This window comes from Allosphingosinicella sp. (assembly GCF_036402135.1).
In the GTDB taxonomy this organism is placed as follows: domain Bacteria; phylum Pseudomonadota; class Alphaproteobacteria; order Sphingomonadales; family Sphingomonadaceae; genus Allosphingosinicella.
The window spans coordinates 47,012-64,539 of sequence record NZ_DASWTN010000041.1 but is presented as its reverse complement, the minus strand read 5'-3'; the positions used below and the strand labels follow the sequence as shown (position 1 = coordinate 64,539).

Annotated in this window: 14 protein-coding genes and 1 tRNA gene; 12 read left to right on the top strand and 3 right to left on the bottom strand. The window is 66.1% G+C overall.

Annotated elements, in window-relative coordinates; all coding sequences use genetic code 11:
- The first annotated feature begins 2 nt into the window (after positions 1-2).
- Genes VGD10_RS12025 through VGD10_RS12010 form a run of 4 tightly spaced genes read left to right on the top strand, consistent with a single transcriptional unit; the run spans position 3 to position 6,135 of the window.
- Entirely contained in the window at positions 3-3,551 is a 3,549-nt protein-coding gene (locus VGD10_RS12025) for a hydantoinase B/oxoprolinase family protein (protein ID WP_331041058.1), read from the top strand.
- A complete protein-coding gene (locus tag VGD10_RS12020; protein WP_331041057.1) occupies positions 3,548-4,222 on the top strand; it encodes a DUF969 domain-containing protein in 675 nt (224 codons plus the stop codon). The genes VGD10_RS12025 and VGD10_RS12020 overlap by 4 nt, the downstream gene beginning before the upstream one ends.
- Positions 4,219-5,166, top strand: a complete 948-nt coding sequence (locus VGD10_RS12015; protein WP_331041056.1) for a DUF979 domain-containing protein — start codon at positions 4,219-4,221, stop codon at positions 5,164-5,166. The genes VGD10_RS12020 and VGD10_RS12015 overlap by 4 nt, the downstream gene beginning before the upstream one ends.
- Entirely contained in the window at positions 5,167-6,135 is a 969-nt protein-coding gene (locus VGD10_RS12010) for a DUF2891 domain-containing protein (protein ID WP_331041055.1), read from the top strand. It abuts the gene before it with no gap.
- Positions 6,136-6,137: 2 nt separating this feature from the next.
- Here the strand turns inward: VGD10_RS12010 and VGD10_RS12005 are convergent.
- Positions 6,138-6,211: transfer RNA gene (locus VGD10_RS12005), tRNA-Cys, on the bottom strand.
- Between the two features lie 280 nt (positions 6,212-6,491).
- Between VGD10_RS12005 and VGD10_RS12000 the strand changes: the two genes are divergently transcribed.
- Genes VGD10_RS12000 through VGD10_RS11985 form a run of 4 tightly spaced genes read left to right on the top strand, consistent with a single transcriptional unit; the run spans position 6,492 to position 11,697 of the window.
- Entirely contained in the window at positions 6,492-7,142 is a 651-nt protein-coding gene (locus VGD10_RS12000; RefSeq protein ID WP_331041054.1) for a protein-L-isoaspartate O-methyltransferase, read from the top strand.
- A 17-nt stretch (positions 7,143-7,159) separates the two neighbouring features.
- Positions 7,160-8,608 (top strand): TolC family outer membrane protein, encoded by a 1,449-nt coding sequence (locus tag VGD10_RS11995; protein ID WP_331041053.1) that lies wholly within the window; start codon positions 7,160-7,162, stop codon positions 8,606-8,608.
- Between the two features lie 17 nt (positions 8,609-8,625).
- Positions 8,626-9,027, top strand: a complete 402-nt coding sequence (locus VGD10_RS11990; protein WP_331041052.1) for a DUF2497 domain-containing protein — start codon at positions 8,626-8,628, stop codon at positions 9,025-9,027.
- A 33-nt stretch (positions 9,028-9,060) separates the two neighbouring features.
- Positions 9,061-11,697 carry a valine--tRNA ligase gene (locus VGD10_RS11985; protein ID WP_331041051.1) on the top strand — a complete coding sequence of 879 codons (2,637 nt, stop codon included), beginning with the start codon at positions 9,061-9,063 and terminating at the stop codon, positions 11,695-11,697.
- Here VGD10_RS11985 and VGD10_RS11980 read toward each other — a convergent pair.
- On the bottom strand, positions 11,694-12,554 hold the full coding sequence (locus VGD10_RS11980; RefSeq protein WP_331041050.1) for a diacylglycerol kinase family protein: 861 nt from the start codon (positions 12,552-12,554) through the stop codon (positions 11,694-11,696). The two genes, VGD10_RS11985 and VGD10_RS11980, sit on opposite strands and share 4 nt — an antisense overlap.
- A 123-nt stretch (positions 12,555-12,677) precedes the next feature.
- On the opposite strand from VGD10_RS11980, the gene hemB reads away from it, so the two are divergent.
- The 4 genes from hemB to VGD10_RS11960 are packed head-to-tail and all read left to right on the top strand — an operon-like array spanning position 12,678 to position 16,969.
- On the top strand, positions 12,678-13,676 hold the full coding sequence (gene hemB / locus VGD10_RS11975) for a porphobilinogen synthase (protein ID WP_331041049.1): 999 nt from the start codon (positions 12,678-12,680) through the stop codon (positions 13,674-13,676).
- The gene (locus VGD10_RS11970; protein ID WP_331041048.1) at positions 13,624-15,900 is read left to right on the top strand and encodes a fused MFS/spermidine synthase; all 2,277 of its coding nucleotides are present in this window, start codon (positions 13,624-13,626) and stop codon (positions 15,898-15,900) included. The genes hemB and VGD10_RS11970 overlap by 53 nt, the downstream gene beginning before the upstream one ends.
- A complete protein-coding gene (locus VGD10_RS11965; protein WP_331041047.1) occupies positions 15,897-16,442 on the top strand; it encodes a GNAT family N-acetyltransferase in 546 nt (181 codons plus the stop codon). The genes VGD10_RS11970 and VGD10_RS11965 overlap by 4 nt, the downstream gene beginning before the upstream one ends.
- Positions 16,421-16,969 carry a gamma carbonic anhydrase family protein gene (locus VGD10_RS11960; RefSeq protein WP_331041046.1) on the top strand — a complete coding sequence of 183 codons (549 nt, stop codon included), beginning with the start codon at positions 16,421-16,423 and terminating at the stop codon, positions 16,967-16,969. The genes VGD10_RS11965 and VGD10_RS11960 overlap by 22 nt, the downstream gene beginning before the upstream one ends.
- Here the strand turns inward: VGD10_RS11960 and VGD10_RS11955 are convergent.
- Positions 16,959-17,453 (bottom strand): hypothetical protein, encoded by a 495-nt coding sequence (locus VGD10_RS11955; protein WP_331041045.1) that lies wholly within the window; start codon positions 17,451-17,453, stop codon positions 16,959-16,961. The two genes, VGD10_RS11960 and VGD10_RS11955, sit on opposite strands and share 11 nt — an antisense overlap.
- Positions 17,454-17,528: the final 75 nt, after the last annotated feature.

The window sequence follows — 17,528 nt, the reverse complement described above, 5'->3', positions numbered from 1 at the left end:
GGGTGGAAGCTTTTTCAGCAACGGCCGAGGGATGGACGTTCGCCATCGACCGCGGCGGCACGTTCACCGATATCGTGGCGCGGGCGCCTTCGGGCGAGCTGACCGTCCGTAAGCTGCTGTCCGACAATCCGGAGCAATATGAGGATGCGGCGGTCGCCGGCATCCGCGCCATCATGGGCGAACATGGCGAGGCGCCGCTCCTGTCTGTGAAGATGGGAACCACCGTCGCCACGAATGCCCTGCTGGAGCGGAAAGGCGAGGCGGTGGCGCTCGCCATCACGCGCGGCTTCGGCGACGCGCTCCGCATCGGTTATCAGGCGCGGCCCGATATCTTCGCGCGCAAGATCGTGCTTCCGGAGCCGCTCTACAGCCGCGTAATCGAGATAGAGGAGCGGATGAGCGCCGAGGGCGAAACCCTGCGTCCGCTCAATGCGGTAAGTGCGAGGGCCGATCTTCAGCGCGCCTTTGAGGAGGGCTTCCGCGCGCTTGCGATCGTGCTGATGCATGGCTGGCGCTGGACCGCGCAGGAAGCAGCGCTGGAGGAGATGGCGCGGCAGATCGGCTTCAGGCAGATTTCGGTGAGCCACAAGGTAGGGCCGCTGATCAAGCTGATCGGTCGCGGCGATACCAGTGTCGTCGACGCCTATCTGTCGCCGGTGCTGCGCCGCTATGTCGACCGGGTGGTGAGCGCGCTGGGGCAGGAAACCCGCCTCTATTTCATGCAGTCGAGCGGCGGCCTTACCGACGCGTCCGCCTTCCAGGGAAAGGATGCGATCCTGTCGGGGCCGGCGGGCGGTATCGTCGGCATGGCGAAGACGGCGGCGGAGGCGGGTTTCGACAGGATCATCGGTTTCGACATGGGCGGGACGTCCACCGACGTGTCGCACTTCGCCGGCACCTATGAGCGGACCAGCGAGAGCATGGTCGCTGGCGTCCGGGTGCGGGCGCCGATGCTGGAAATCCATACAGTGGCGGCTGGCGGCGGCTCGATCTGTCACTTCGACGGCGCCCGGTTTCGCGTCGGGCCGGACAGCGCAGGCGCAGTGCCCGGTCCGGCCTGCTATCGCCGCGGAGGACCGCTCACCGTCACCGATTGCAACGTGGTGCTGGGGAAGATCAGGCCGGACCATTTTCCGCACGTGTTCGGACCGGGCGGGGACCAGCCTATCGACGCGGAGGCCTCGCATGCGCTCTGCGCCGCGATCGGCAAACAGGCGGGCCTCTCGCCCCGCGAGGTCGCCGAAGGGTTCGTGCGGATCGCGGTGGAGAACATGGCAAATGCGATCAAGCAGATCTCGATTGCCCGCGGCCACGATGTGACCCGCTACACGCTGCAATGTTTCGGCGGCGCGGGCGGCCAGCATGCCTGCCTCGTCGCGGATGCGCTCGGCATGGAGCGGGTGATGATTCATCCGCTGGCGGGCGTGCTTTCCGCCTACGGCATGGGCCTTGCCGACATGACCGAGCTTCGCCAGCGCAGCGTTGGCGGCGCCGGGTTGGACGGCGTCCTTCGGGAGCTGGAAGCTGAAGCGGTTGCGGCGCTGAAGGCGCAGGGCGTGGCGACAGGAGAGGTCAGGCGGCGAGCGGCGCTCCGCTACGAGGGCAGCGATACTTCGCTTGAGGTCAAAGTGTCCGAAGGCATGGAGACCGCGTTCGTGGAGGCGCATCGCGCCCGGTTCGGCTTCGTGTCCGACGCGGCGGTGGTGGTCGAGACGGCTATCGTCGAGGCGGTCGGAGCCGGTACGGAGACCGACCCCAATTCGTTGGTGCCGAGCAAAGTCGAGGCGCGGCCTCGCCAACGCCTTTCGACTTCGCTCGGGACGAACGGGGTCATGCATCGCGGGAGCCTTTCACCCGGCGACATTGTGCCCGGACCCGCCCTCATCATCGACCCCTCCGCCACCACCGTAGTGGAGCCGGGCTGGCGGGCGGAGGTGGACCGCATTGGCAATCTGATCCTGACCCGCTCCGAGCCGCGCGCCTCCGCCCGCGCCATCGGCACCGAGGCCGATCCGGTGATGCTCGAAATCTTCAACAACCTCTTCATGGCGATTGCCGAGGAAATGGGCGTCGCGCTCCAGAACACGGCCTCGTCGGTCAACATCAAGGAGCGGCTCGATTTCTCCTGCGCCCTCTTCGGCCGCGACGGCTGCCTGATCGCCAACGCGCCGCACATTCCGGTGCACCTCGGCTCGATGGGCGACAGCATCCGGACCATCATCGAGGCACGGGGCGATTGTCGCGACGGACGGGGCATGAAGCCAGGCGACGCCTACGTGCTGAATGCGCCCTATCGCGGCGGCACGCACCTCCCCGACATCACCGTCATCATGCCCGTGTTCGTTGAGGAGGGCGAGGAACCAGCCTGGTATGTCGCTGCGCGGGGCCACCACGCCGACATCGGCGGCATCGCGCCCGGATCCATGCCGCCTGACAGCAAGATCGTGCAGGAAGAAGGCGTACTGATCGACAATTTCCTGCTCGTCGATGCCGGCCGCTTCTGCGAGGCGGAGATGCGTACCCTTCTTGCCTCCGGCGACTGGCCGGCCCGTGACCCCGACCGCAACATCGCCGACCTCAAGGCGCAGGTTGCTGCCTGCACCCGCGGCGCGAACGAGCTTCGCCGAGTGGCGGGTGAATATGGCCGGGACGTGATCGACGCTTATATGGGCCATGTCATGGCCAATGCCGAAGAGGCGGTCCGGCGGCTGATCGGCACCTTGTCCGACGGCGACTTCACCTACCGGATGGACAACGGCGCCGAGATTTCGGTGCGCGTCACCGTCGATGCCGAGAGCCGTTCGGCCATCATCGATTTCGCCGGCACCAGCGCGCAGCAGCCGAACAATTTCAACGCGCCTTATTCCATCGCAAGGGCGGCGACGCTCTACGTTTTCCGGACGCTGGTGGACGACGCCATTCCGATGAACGACGGCTGCCTCCGCCCGATCACTCTGAAGGTGCCGGAAGGATCGATACTGAACCCGCATTTTCCCGCGGCGGTCGTCGCGGGCAATGTCGAAACGAGCCAGGTCGTCACCGACGCCCTTTTCGCTTCCGTGAAGGCGCTTGCGCCAAGCCAGGGGACGATGAACAACTTCACCTTCGGCAATGAGCGGTACCAATATTATGAGACGATCGCGGGCGGCGCGGGCGCGGGACCCGGTTTCGACGGAGCGAGCGCAGTCCAGACGCATATGACCAACAGCCGCCTTACCGATCCAGAAATATTGGAGACGCGCTTCCCCGTGCTGCTGGAGCGGTTCGCGATCCGCAGTGGATCGGGTGGCGAGGGCGCGCATCGCGGCGGGGACGGCGTCGAACGCCACATCCGCTTCCGCGAGCCGATGCGCGCGGGCATCCTTTCCAACCGCCGCGAAGTGCCGCCTGCCGGGCTGGCCGGAGGATCGGCGGCAAAGCCGGGCGTCAATCAGGTCGTGCGCGCGGACGGCACGGTGGAGACGCTGGGCGCCACCGCTTCCGCAGACATGCGGCCCGGGGACATGTTCGTCATTGAAACGCCGGGCGGGGGAGGCTTCGGAGCGCCATGAACCAGTATCTTCCGTTGCTCGGCATCCTCGTCGTCATTATCGGCTTCGCGCTCCGCTTCAATCCGATGCTGGTCGTGCCGGCGGCAGCGCTGACGACTGGGCTCCTCGCCGGCTTCGATCTCGTCGAGGTGATCGGCAAGCTCGGCAAGGCCTTCAACGACGCCCGCATCATCATCATTCCCTGGGTGGTATTGCCAGTCATCGGCCTCCTCGAACGCTACGGGCTGCAGCAGCGGGCGCGGGCGGTAATCGGCGGCTTCCGCGCGGCAACCGCCGGGCGCCTGCTGATCCTCTATCTGCTCTACCGGCAGATCATTTCCGCGATCGGCCTCCATTCGACCGCCGGCCATCCGCAGACCGTCCGCCCGCTGGTGGCTCCGATGGCGGTGGCCGCGGCAGAGAAGCAGACGGAGGTGGACGACGAAACGGGGGAGAAGGTGAAGGCTTATGCCGCCGCCACCGACAATGTCGGCCTGTTCTTCGGCGAGGACATCTTCTTCGCGATCGGCTCTATCGTGCTCATCCAGCAGACGCTTGAAGCCTATGAGATCGTCCTGTCGCCGCTCGAGCTTGCCGTGTGGGCCATCCCAACGGCGATCGCCGCCTTCATCATCCACGGCGCGAGGCTGCTGATGCTCGACCGCTCGCTTGCGGGGAGGGCGCGGCCGTGATCACCATCCAGCACGTCTTCTACCTCGTCGGCGCGCTGTTCGCCGCTTGGACTTTGCTAAGCGCGTTCGACAGGACCAATCCGAAGCGCTTCGGCAATGCCGCCTTCTGGGGCCTCGTTGCCCTCAGCCTCCTTGCCGGACATTTGCTCGGCGACGTCCTGAACGGCTTCCTGGTGCTGGGCCTCGCCGCGCTCGCCACCCTGAGACTGATCGGCCGCGGCGCCCCTTCGACCGGCGAGGAAGAACGCGCGGCGGCGGGCGAGCGGAACGGCAACAGGCTGTTCCTGCCGATTCTGGTTGTGCTCGTCACCGCCGTCGCCGGGACCTTGCTCTACCTCTACACGCCGCTGAATCAGACGGGCTTGCTCGAGAAGAACCGCGAGACTTTCATTCTCCTCTGCCTCGGCGTGCTGCTGGCGCTCGGCGTCATCTTCGCCTGGCTCCGCCCGCCGCCGCTGGCGCCATTGGACGAAGGGCGGCGGCTGATCGATGCCGTTGGTTGGGCGGCGGTCCTGCCGCTGATGCTCGCGGCGCTGGGGCTGGTGCTTGCCGATACTGGCGTCGGCAAGACGATAGGCTCGCTGGTGCTGACGGTCATTCCCGAAGGCACGGTGCTGCCGGCGGTGATCGCCTTCGGTCTCGGCATGGCGCTGTTCACGATCCTCACCGGCAACGCCTTCGCGGCATTCCCGGTGATGGCAACGGCGATTGGCGTGCCTCTGCTGATCCAGACCTATAATGGCGATCCGGCCGTAGTGGGCGCAATCGGCATGCTGGCGGGCTTTTGCGGGACTTTGATGACGCCGATGGCGGCCAACTTCAATCTGGTGCCCGCTGCCTTGCTGGAGCTCAAGGATCAGAACGGCGTCATCAAGGCGCAGATCGGCACGGCATTGCCGCTGCTCGTCGTCAACATCCTCCTCATCTACTTCCTGGCATTCTAGATGAAGCACAGCCTCACGCCCGAAATCGCCCAGCGCTTCGCCGAGATTGCGCTCGGCCATGTGCAGCAGGAATATCCGCACAAGCTCGACCATGTGATGGACGGGCCAGAGGACGTGCTCTCGCCCCGCGAACTGCACCCCATTTTCTACGGCAGCTTCGATTGGCACAGCTGCGTCCACGGTTACTGGCTGCTGCTCCGCCTGCGCCGGCTGTTCCCCGACACGCCCGCCGCTGAGCGCATCGATGCGCTCGTGGACGAAATGCTGACCGAGGAGAAGGTGGCGGGGGAGCTCGCCTATCTCGACCGGGCTTACTCCGGCGGGTTTGAGCGGCCTTACGGCTGGGCCTGGGCGCTGGCGCTGCACCGGGAGGCGCCGGTGCTTGAGCCGCTCGCCCGCGCCTTCGCGGACCGCTTCGCCTCCTATCTGCCGAGGCTCACCTACCCGATCCGCGTCGGCACGCACTTCAACACGGCCTTTGCATTAATCCTCGCGCTCAGCTGGGCGGAGGAGAATGACACCGCGCTGGCCGACCTCATCCGCAGCCGCGCGATTCACTATTATGGCAAGGACCGCGACTGCCAGGCGTGGGAGCCGGGCGGCGACGAATTCCTGTCATCGGCCATGGTCGAGGCGCTCTGCATGCGCCGAGTGCTGGGCGGCGCCGCCTTCGCGCCATGGGTTGAGCGATTCCTGCCGAGGCTTAGGGAAGGGGAGCCTGCCTCCCTGTTCAGGCCTGCACACGTCTCCGACCGCTCCGACGGCAAGATAGCCCATCTCGAGGGCTTCAACCTCAGCCGCGCCTGGTGCTGGCGCGGCATAGCCGACACGCCGGGTCTTGGCGCTATCGCGGAGATCGCAGCCGACGCGCACCTAGACGCCAGCCTGCCCCACGTCAGCGGCGACTATATGGGCGAACATTGGCTCGCCACCTTCGCCCTTCTGGCGCTTCAGGATGATTTCGGCTGAAGTGGAGGCCCGAGCCGGAATCGAACCGGCGTGCAAGGATTTGCAGTCCTCTGCGTAACCACTCCGCCATCGGGCCGCCGCCGCCATGTGAGCGGGCGGCTCTGCTCTGTCAACCCGCTCCGGCTCCGTTCGAAGCGTAGCAGCGCGAGTCTGCAAACCGACACAATAGGCGGCCATTGTTCCGCTGCGGTGAACAGTTTGTTTCGTCTTGCCCCTCTATTTGCCTCCGCGCGCAACGGCTAGAGAGGCCGGAGAGGACATAAGCGCGCTTGGCGTCCGAGCGGCGACTGTCTAGAAGCCGTATTGAACATTAGTGTATTGCATTAATAATACGGCTGTGCGAAAACAGGGACCCGATGACCGAACATAATTTCGAACATATGCGCCGCGCCATGGTGGCGAGTTCGCTCCGCACCACGGGCGTGAACGACCCGCGCGTCATCGCCGCATTCGAAAGCGTCCCCCGCGAAGGGTTCGTGCCGCGGGATCGGGTCGCAATGGCCTATGCCGATGCGTTGGTACCGCTCGGCAACGGGCGCGATCTCAACAATCCCATGTCGCTCGGCCGGATGCTGACCGAGGCCGCGCCGCAGCCGGAGGACCGCGCGCTCGTGATCGGCGCCGCGACCGGCTATGCCGCCGCGATCCTCGCGGAGCTCGTCGCCTCCGTTGTGGCGGTGGAGGAGGACCCCTCGCTTGCCGCCGCTGCAAAGGTCGCGCTCACCGGCGCTCATGTGAAGTTCATCGAAGGCCCGCTTGAAAAGGGCTATAAGGCCGGCGCGCCTTACGACCTCATTCTGATCGACGGGGCGGTCGAATTCGTGCCGGAGCCGATCGTCGCCCAGCTCGCCGAAAACGGCAGGCTGGCTGCGGCGGTCCTGGACAATGGCGTTGCGCGGGTCGCGATCGGCCGGCGCGGGGGAGCGGGATTTGCAATGGCGCCGGTGTCGGACGTGGCGTCGGCCATCCTTCCGGGGTTCCTGAAGCCCCGGGGGTTCACTTTTTAAGAGCGGAGTTGGGCGTAATGCGGGGTGGGTTTTTAGCAGCGGCAGCGATCGCCGCACTGATTGCGGGCGAAGCGGCTGCGCAGACCGACACGGATACGCTCCGCGAGGCGCTCGTCCAGACCTATAACAGCAACCCCACCATCACCGGTCAGCGAGCGCAGCTTCGTACGCTCGATGAGAATGTCGCGGTAGCCCGGGCGCAGGGGCGGCCGCAGGTTTCGGCGACCGCAGGCGTCAATCAGGACCTGACCCGCACTGGCGGCGGAAACGGCCGCAACCTCAACGCCGGCGTCGACATCAGCTATCCTTTGTTCAACGGCGGCCGCGTTCGTAACTCTATTCGAGCGGCGGACGAGCGGGTGCTCGCCGGCCGCGCCAATCTCCGCGCTACCGAGGGCGATGTCTTCACTGAAGCCGTGGCGGCCTACAATGACGTGATACGTGACCGTTCGATCGTCACCCTGAATCGGAACCAGGTAGAAGTACTTCAGACCAATCTGCAGGCGAGCCGCGACCGCTTCGAAGTGGGCGACCTCACCCGAACCGACGTCGCCCAGTCGGAAGCGCGGCTGGCGCTTGCACGTGCGACTCTCGAGCAGGCCGAAGGGCGGCTCACCGCGAGCGAAGAGAATTATGTCCGCGTGATCGGCGACGTTCCGGGGCAGCTTCAGCCGCCGCCGCCGCTACCTGCGATGCCGGCCACCGCTGACCAAGCCGTCGAAATCGCACTTGAGAACAACCCTGACCTTATTTCGATCAGCCGACAGATTCGCGCTGCCGGCCTAGACGTGAACGTCCTTCGCGCCGACCGCCTGCCGACGGTTAATGCGATCGGCTCGGGCCGCGCCACGGATTATCTCGGCACCGCTGATGAGCAGTTCGGACCTAACGCGCGCGACTCCCAGACTCAGACGGGCGTCGGCGTTCAGGCCCGCATCCCCATCTATCAGGGCGGCCTCGTCGGCGCGCAGGTCCGGCGGGCGCAGGCGCAGCAGAGCCAGCTTTTGGAGCAGGGTGTCGCGGTGGAACGGTCCATTGTCGCCAACACCCGCGCGGCTTTCGCGAGCTGGCAGGCAGCCAACGAGGCGATCGAATCCAACGAAGTCGCCGTCGCCGCGAACCAGCTGGCGCTCGAAGGCACCCGGGCCGAGCAGACGGTCGGCACCCGGAACGTGCTCGACGTTCTGAACGCGGAGCAGGAGCTGCTGAACAGCCAGGTCCAGCTCGTCACCGCGCGCCGCGATGCTTATGTCGCCGGCTTCCAGCTACTGAACGCAATGGGCCGTGCCGAAGCGGAAGATCTCGGCCTCGACGGCGGTCCGCTCTATGATCCGGCGGCCAATTACAACCGCGTGTCGCGGCGGGCGTCGGACTGGAACCAGGATCGCACGCCGCAGCCGGTCGCCACCCGCACCGTCGCCGGCGCCTCCAGCCTCAATCCCCCCGTGACAGGTGAAGAGCAATAAGCGATAAGGCCCTCATTATGGGGGATAACCGCGACCTTTCGATGGAGGAGATTTTGGCCTCCATCAAACGCGTCATTGCCGAAGAAACGCCGCCGCCTGCGCCCGAACGGCGCGGCCGCGCAGCGCGTGCCGAACCGGTGCGCGAGGAAGAGGATGTGCTGGAGCTCAGCGATCCGATCCCCGCGCCGCCGCCGCTCATGTCGGAGAATGCTGCCGAGGCGAGCCGGTCGAAGCTCGCCGCGCTCGCCGCCATGCGCGAACAGGGGGCACTCCCGGCTCCAGGTGAAGGCCCGCTCGAACAGGTCGTTCGCGAGATGCTGAAGCCGATGCTGAAGGACTGGCTCGACCAGCGCCTCCCCGAGATCGTCGAGGAACTGGTGACGCGGGAGATATCCCGCATCACCGGCAAGCATATCTAGCGGAAACGGCGCGGCCCGTCTAAGCGGCGGCGCATGAGCGAATTGCCGAAGACTTTCGACCCGGGCGCAATCGAGGCCCGCTGGTATCCTTATTGGGAAGAGAAGGGTCTGTTCCGTCCCGAGCGCGGAGACGCGGAACCCTTCACCATCGTCATTCCGCCTCCGAACGTTACCGGCAGCCTCCATATCGGCCACGCGCTCGACAATACGCTTCAGGACATCCTCGTCCGCCATGCGCGGCTTCAGGGGAAGGACGCGCTCTGGGTGGTCGGCATGGACCATGCCGGCATCGCCACGCAGATGGTGGTCGAGCGGAACCTCGAAAGCCAGGGCGTCCGTCGCACCGACATAGGCCGCGAAGCCTTCGTCGAGCATGTCTGGGAGTGGAAGGCGCAATCAGGCGGCCAGATCACGCGGCAGCTTCGCCGCCTCGGCGCCTCCTGCGATTGGGCGAACGAGCGCTTCACGATGGATCCGGGCTTCAGCCGCGCGGTCCTCAAAGTGTTCGTCGACCTCTATCGGCAGGGCCTGCTCTACCGCGATAAGCGGCTCGTCAACTGGGACCCGAAATTCGGCACCGCCATCTCCGATCTCGAGGTCGAGACGAAGGAGGTGCAGGGCAAGTTCTGGCACCTTCGCTACCCGCTGGAGGACGGCTCCGGCTTCATCCAGGTCGCGACCACCCGGCCGGAAACGATGCTGGCCGACATGGCCGTCGCCGTGCATCCGGAGGATGAGCGCTATCGCGATCTGGTCGGTAGGAAGGTCCGGCTTCCGATCACCGGCCGCCTGATCCCGATCGTTACCGACGAACATGCCGATCCGGAGCTTGGATCGGGCGCGGTCAAGATCACGCCGGGCCACGACTTCAACGACTTCGAGGTGGGCAAGCGCGCCGGCTTCAAGGCCGCCGACATGCTCAACATGCTCGATGCCGCGGCGCGGGTCATGCAGACGCAGGACGGCCTCATTCCGGACGAGCTGATCGGCATGGACCGCTTCGATGCGCGCAAGCGTGTCGCGGAGATGCTGGAAGAGCAGGGCCTTCTGGAGAAGGTTGAGGACCGGGTCATCCAGACGCCCTATGGCGACCGTTCGGGCGTCGTGATCGAGCCATGGCTCACCGACCAATGGTATGTGGATGCGGCGACGCTGGCGAAGCCCGCGATCGAGGCGGTGCGCTCCGGCGACATCCGCGTCGTGCCGGAGACCTGGAAGAAGACCTGGTTCAATTGGCTGGAGAACATCCAGCCCTGGTGCGTCTCGCGCCAGCTCTGGTGGGGGCACCAGATTCCCGCCTGGTATGACGATCAGGGCAATGTCTTCGTCGCCGAAACCGAAGAAGAAGCGCAGCGGGAAGCCGGCAACCGCCCGCTCCGCCGCGACAATGACGTTCTCGACACCTGGTTCTCCTCAGCCCTCTGGCCTTTCGCCACCCTCGGCTGGCCGGAGCAAACCGAGGCGCTGAAGCGGCATTATCCGAACGACGTCCTCATCTCGGGTTTCGACATCATCTTCTTCTGGGACGCCCGCATGGCGATGCAGGGCTTTCAGTTCATGGGCGAGAAGCCCTGGAAGACGCTCTACCTCCACGGCCTCGTCCGCGACGCCAAGGGGCAGAAGATGTCGAAGTCGAAGGGCAATACGGTGGATCCCCTCGGCCTCATCGAGAAGTACGGCGCCGACGCGCTCCGCTTCACGCTTGCGGCGCTGGAAAGCCAGGGCCGAGACATCAAGCTCGATGAAAAGCGCATCGAGGGCTATCGCAACTTCGCGACCAAGCTCTGGAACGCCGCCCGCTTCTGCCAGGCCAACGGCATCGGTGCATCGAAGCAGATCGAGCCGCCCAAGGCCGAGCTGCCGGTCAACCGCTGGATCATCGGCGAGACTGTGAAGACGGTGCAGGCGCTCGACCTCGCCATGGCTGAGTTCCGCTTCGACGAGAGCGCCAACGCCATCTACCATTTCGTATGGGGCAGCTTCTGCGACTGGTATTTGGAGCTGATCAAGCCGGCGCTGCAGGGTGACGGCGCTGAGGAAACCCGCATCGTCGCCGGCTGGGTGCTGGACCAGATCCTGGTCATGCTCCACCCGTTCATGCCCTTCATCACCGAAGAGCTGTGGCATGCGATGGGCGAGCGGCCTTACGAGATCATCCTGGCCAAATGGCCGATGCCGGACGCCCGAGCGCTCGATCCGGAGGCAGGACCGGAAATCGACTGGCTCATCCGCCTCGTCAGCGGCATTCGCGCGGCCCGGACGGAACTTGGCGTGCCGCCGGGCGCGAAGCTGCCGCTTCACGTCCGCGATGCCGATGCCCGTACGGTCGAACGGCTTCAGCGGCATGAGGCGGCCATCCAGCGTCTCGCCCGCATCGAGACGATCAGCGGCGATGCCGCACCGGCGGGAGGCGCCGCGCAGATCGTCGTCGAGGAAGCGACCTTCGTTCTTCCACTGGAAGGCGTGATCGACGTCGCCGCCGAAAAGGCGCGCCTCGAAAAGGCGATGCAGGCAGCGGCGAAGGAGCGGGATTCCCTGTCGCAACGCCTCGGCAATCCGGCATTCGTCGAAAAGGCAAAGCCGGAAGCGGTGGAAAAAGCCCGCGCCGACCACGCGGAGAAAGCGGCGGAAGCGGAACGGCTACAGGCGGCCTTGGCGCGGCTCGGTTAGCTCGCCTCGGCGGGCACCACCACTTCGATAGCGCGCTCCGCGACTTCCACGACTGCGGGCGTCCGCGCGAGGATTTCTCCGTCGATGGAAATGCGGTGGTGCGGCCGCGTATCGATATTCAGCCTCTGCCCGCGAAACTCCATCGTCGTGGCGTCGCGCGAGCTCAGCTTGAAGAACTTGGCATACCAGTCCCAGGCGAGGCGGGCGAGGCTTCGGCCGGTGACCGCTTGGACGACGATGTCGCCGCTGTCGACGTCGGTGCTTTCGGTCAGCTCCACACCGCCGTGAAAGCGGCCGTTGAAGATGCGCACCTCCGTCGTCCACAGTCGCTTCACCGTTTTGCCGTCGTCGACGATCAGGCGGAACGGCCTGAACCGGAAGAAGCACCAGATCGCCCAGACGAAATAGCCGACGCGGCCCAGATACCGCTTCAGCTTATGCGGCACTGTGTCCCCGATCATCGGCGAGAGGCCCATGGCCGCGGCATTGGCGAAATAGTCGCCGTTGATGACGCCCAGGTCGATCCGACGCCGCTGCCCATTGGCGATGGCATCGATGGCGCCGTCGAGGTCGAGCGGTAGTCCGATCGTGCGCGCAAAGCTGTTGGCGGTGCCGAGCGGAAGCACCGCGAAGACGCAGTCCCGCCCGACTAGATCGTCGACTGTAGAGGAGAGCGATCCGTCTCCGCCGCCCACGACGACCATCGGCGCGCCGTCCCGCACGGCTTTCCGCACCGTGTCGTTGAGCTTTCGCGGGTCATGCACCGGATGGGCGGAGATCAGCCTGACCCCGGCCATCTCGAGTTTCGCTCTGGCTTCGTTGAAGAGATCCTGCCCGCGCCGGGAATGCGCGTTCACCACCAAAACGGCTTCGCGCGGGACTGGACTTCTACTACTCACCTCCCGCTAACTCCTGAGCGTGCAAGGGTGTCCTTCCGAACTTTCCAGCGCCGAAACGGCGCGCTAGAGCCGTAGCCCACCATGACCGCTGCTTCCTTTCCCGCAACCCGCCTTCGCCGCACCCGGGTCTCCGCCTGGAGCCGCGCGCTTGTCGCCGAGACGGTGCTGACCCCGTCCGATCTCATCTGGCCGCTTTTCATCGCTGATGGAAGCGGCGTCGAGGAGCCGATTGCGACGCTTCCCGGCGTCTCCCGCTGGTCGGTGGACCGGCTGGTGGAGCGGGCGCGCGAGGCGCGGGATCTCGGCATCCCCTGCGTGGCGCTCTTCCCGAATACGCCGCGCGAGCTTCGGACGGAGGATGGCCGCGAGGCACTCAACGCCGACAACCTCATCTGCCGTGCGATCAGGGCGGTGAAGGATGCGGTGCCGGAGGTCGGCGTGCTAACCGACGTTGCGCTCGATCCCTATACCGCCGACGGCCATGACGGCATCACCGACGATTGCGGCTATGTGTTGAACGACGAAACTTCGAAGATTCTCGTCGATCAGGCGCTGGTGCAGGCACGGGCAGGGGCCGACATTGTCGCCCCGTCCGACATGATGGACGGCCGCGTCGGCGCGATCCGACAGGGGCTGGAGCGGGAAGGCTACTGCAACGTCCAGATCATGGCCTATGCGGCCAAATATGCGAGCGCCTTCTACGGGCCGTTCCGGGATGCGGTAGGGAGCAAGGGGCTGCTGAAGGGCGACAAGAAAAGCTACCAGATGGACCCGCGCAACGGGGGCGAGGCGCTGCGCGAGGTCGCGCTCGACATCGCCGAGGGGGCGGACCACGTGATGGTGAAGCCGGGGCTCGCCTATCTCGACATCGTCCGGCGGGTGAAGGAGCAGTTCGAAGTGCCGGTCTTCGCCTATCAGGTGTCGGGCGAGTACGCGATGATCGAGGCCGCGGCTGCCGCGGGGGCAGGGGACCGCAACGCGCTGATCCTCGAAACGCTGACCGCCTTCAAGCGGGCGGGCTGCGCAGGTGTGCTTACCTATCACGCGCCTGTGGCTGCGCGTCTGCTCCGTGACGGCTGAGGCGGCCGCCGCATCGCAGGGGCGGGAGCGGTTCGCAAAGCCGCTCTTCCTGCTGACGATCCTCACGGGATCGTTCCTCCTCTTCCTGACCCAGCCGATGATCGCGCGGATGGCGCTACCGCGTCTCGGCGGCGCGCCCGCCGTCTGGAACAGCGCTATGCTGGTCTATCAGGCGCTGCTCCTCGGCGGCTATGCCTACGCGCACTGGATTGGCCGCATGCGGCCGCGCCGGCAGGCGGGGCTTCACCTCGCCCTCTTCGCAGTCGCCGCCTTGTGGCTTCCGATCGGCCTCAGCGCCGCCGTGCCGCCGACCGATTTCTCTCCCGCCCTCTGGGTGCCTTGGTTCCTGCTGAGTTCTATCGGGCCTCTGTTCTTCATCGTCTCCGCCCAAGCGCCGCTGATGCAGCGCTGGTATGCGCTGGAAAGCGCCCGCGGCGAGCCCTACGCCCTCTATGCCGCTTCCAACCTCGGCAGCTTTGCAGGCCTCATTTCCTACCCACTCGTCGTCGAGCCGCTGATGACGCTTCAGCAGCAAAGCCTGCTCTGGACCGGGGGCTATGCCCTGCTCGTCCTCCTCGTCGCCGGCTGCGCGCTCACCATTCCGTCCGCCGCCGTCGAGCGACATCGGGAGGAAGTCTCGCCGCCGCCGTCCCGCCGCCGCGTCCTCCACTGGATAGCGCTTGCTGCCGTTCCCTCGGGGTTGATGCTCTCGACCACCACCCACCTCACCACCGACATCGTCGCGATGCCGCTCATCTGGGTGGTGCCGCTGGGCCTCTATCTCCTCAGCTTCGTTGTCGCCTTCGCCACCCGCCGCGGCCCGACCGAGTTCATCACTCAGCTAGCGCCGCTCATCATCCTGATCGCGGGCGGCCTCGCCTTCACTGAAGGGTCGCAGCACCCGCTCTTCTCCGCGACATTAGGCCTCAGCCTGCTCTTCGTCGTCGCAATCACCTTGCACGGCGAGATGTACCGCCTCCGCCCAGCGCCCGACCGGCTCACCGGCTTTTATCTTGCAATGTCGGTCGGCGGCGTCATCGGCGGCTTCTTCTGCGCCATCCTCGCTCCCGCAATCTTCGACTGGTCCTACGAGCATCCCCTGCTGATCCTCGCAGCGGCCCTGCTGCTGCCGCAGACGCCGCTTCTCGGCCTTTTCCGGCGCCTCTGGGCGGACCGTGACCGGGCCTTCTGGCTATCCCTCGGCATCGCCTTGCTCGTCCTGCTTCTCTCCGTCGTGGCCGACGAGAGGCTACGTACCGGGACGCCGCCCCTCGTCACCAACGGCGCAACCATCCTCATCTCCATCCTGGCGATCATCAGCCTCGGCCGCCCATGGCTTTTCGCCGTCTGCCTCGCCGCCCTGATGATGGGCTTTGGCGGCTGGGGAACGCTCCGCCTCTCCGTCCAGGATGCCCGCACCCGCAGCTATTTCGGCATTTACACCATCGTCGACCGCCCGTCGGAGCAGGTCCGCCAGCTCACCCACGGCACGACGCTTCACGGCCTCCAGAGCCTTGCGCCGGGACGCGAGAGCGAGCCCACCAGCTACTACGGCCGCAGCTCCGGCGTCGGCCTTGCTTTGAGCGCCGCCGAGGCCTTCTACGGCCCTGCCGCACGCATCGGCATCGTCGGCCTCGGGACCGGAACGCTCTCCTGCTACGCGAAGCCGGGGCAGGACTGGCGCTTCTTCGAAATCGATCCGGCGGTTCAGAAGATCGCACAGAAATCCGGCCGCTTCACCTTCCTTGCCCGCTGCGCGCCGCAGGCGCAGGTGGTGCTGGGCGACGCGCGGCTCACGCTCTCGCGGCAGCCGCCTGGACGGCTCAATGTGCTTGCTGTCGACGCCTTCTCGTCCGACGCCGTACCGATGCACCTCCTGACCCACGAGGCGCTGGACGTCTACGCCCGCGCACTGGCACCGGACGGCATCCTCCTGATGCATATTTCAAACCGCTATATCGACCTGGAGCCGGTGCTCGCCGCCAATGCCGAGGCGGGCGGCTGGGTCGCTAAGCTCCGCGACGACCGCCTGCAGCGCGGACAGACGCTGCACAGCTCGGTCTGGGTTGCGCTCGCCCGCGATCCCGCGGCGCTTACGCGGCTCGTCTCTTACAGCGAGGCGCTTGGCCACGATTGGTACGACGTCAATCAGGCCGAAGATTTCGACGGCTGGTCGGATGATTACGCGACCATCCTCCCGCTGCTGAAGGACTTCTGGCCGTGATCGAGACCGAGCGCCTGATCCTCCGCAACTGGCGGGAGGAGGATGTCGAGCCGTTCATCCGGCACACCAACACGCCTGCGGTCATGCAATGGCTGGGCGGTGTCCCTCCGGCGGACGTCCTCCGGCAGCGCATCCGCGAACGGATGATGCGGTGGCAGGAGGAGAGGGGCTTCACCTTCTGGGTCGTCCAGCGCAAGGCCGACAGCGAGCTGCTCGGCTTCTGCGGCATCAAGACCGCCGACGATGAAGGAAGTCCCGTCTGCGGCGAATATGAGGTGGGCTGGCGCCTTCGCGAGGACGCTTGGGGCCAAGGCTATGCCAAGGAAGCGGCAATCGCCTCGCTGGATTTCGCATTCGACCGGATCGGGGCTGAACAGGTGGTGGCGCTGACGGTAATCGGCAACGAGCCGAGCTGGGGCCTGATGGAGCGGCTCGGCATGACCCGCCGGCACGACCTCGACTATGAAGGGCCGGAATGGGCGGAGACGCCCGTCATCGTCTACGTGATCAGGAAGGACGAATGGCAGGGACGGAGACCATAAGCTTCGGCGGCCGCACGCCGCAGGTCGACCCCAGCGCGTTCGTTGCGCCCGGCGCGCGGCTGATCGGCGACATCGAAGTCGGGCCGGAAGCCAGCATCTGGTACAATTGCGTGCTCCGCGGCGATGTGAACCGAATTCGCATCGGCGCCCGTACAAACATCCAGGACGGCAGCGTCATCCACGTCGACTCTCCCAAACCCGGCGCGCCGGAGGGGCATCCGACGATCATCGGCGAAGAGGTGCTGATCGGCCATCTGGCGATGGTGCATGGCTGCATCCTCAATGATCGCGCCTTCGTTGGCCTCGGCTCGATCGTGATGGACGGCTGCGAGATTGAAAGCGATGCCATGCTTGCGGCGGGCGCGATGCTCACGCCCGGCAAGAGGATCCCGTCGCGCCAGCTCTGGGCCGGCCGCCCCGCCAAATATGTGCGCGATCTCACAGACGAGGAACTGGAGGGGATGCTCGCCGGCATCGCGCACTATGTCGCGTTAGCCAAGGCGCATCGAGAAGCCCTCAGCCGCTGATCGCGCGCCGGAGCCTGTCGATTTCCGCCTGCTGTGCTTCTGCAAGACCGGCCGCGCTCTCCACGGCCTCAACGAGGCCCCCATATTGAGCGCTGTTCGTCGGCTGCCCGGCCCGCTCCAGCGATAGCCTGTCCAACTCGGCCAATGCCGTCACCGTCAGCGCCCGCGCCGCCTCCAGCCGCGACAGCGCCTGCTGCGCCTCAACCCAGCTATCCGTACCAGCGCTGCCTGCTCGTCCTACAACAGCCCGCGTTGGGCCAAGCAGGCTTTCGAATTCTGCCTGACCGCGCCGTGCATCAGCGAGTAGCCCGGAGACCTGCCCCTCAAGTCCCGCGTCTGCGGCAACGACCGGAACAGGCCGCACCGGCTCGTCGGTCGTAAGCCGCTCCACCGCCCGGGGGCGAAGCGACGGGAAACTGCCCTGCTGAGTGCAGCCGCCAACGAGAAGTGCGGCCAGCAGGGTAGGAGCAAGGGCACGAAACATGGCTCGTCCCTAGGCTCTGCCGCTTTTGCGAGCAACGGGGTTGCGCCCGCGAAACTCTCCGCCTATGTCGCAGCC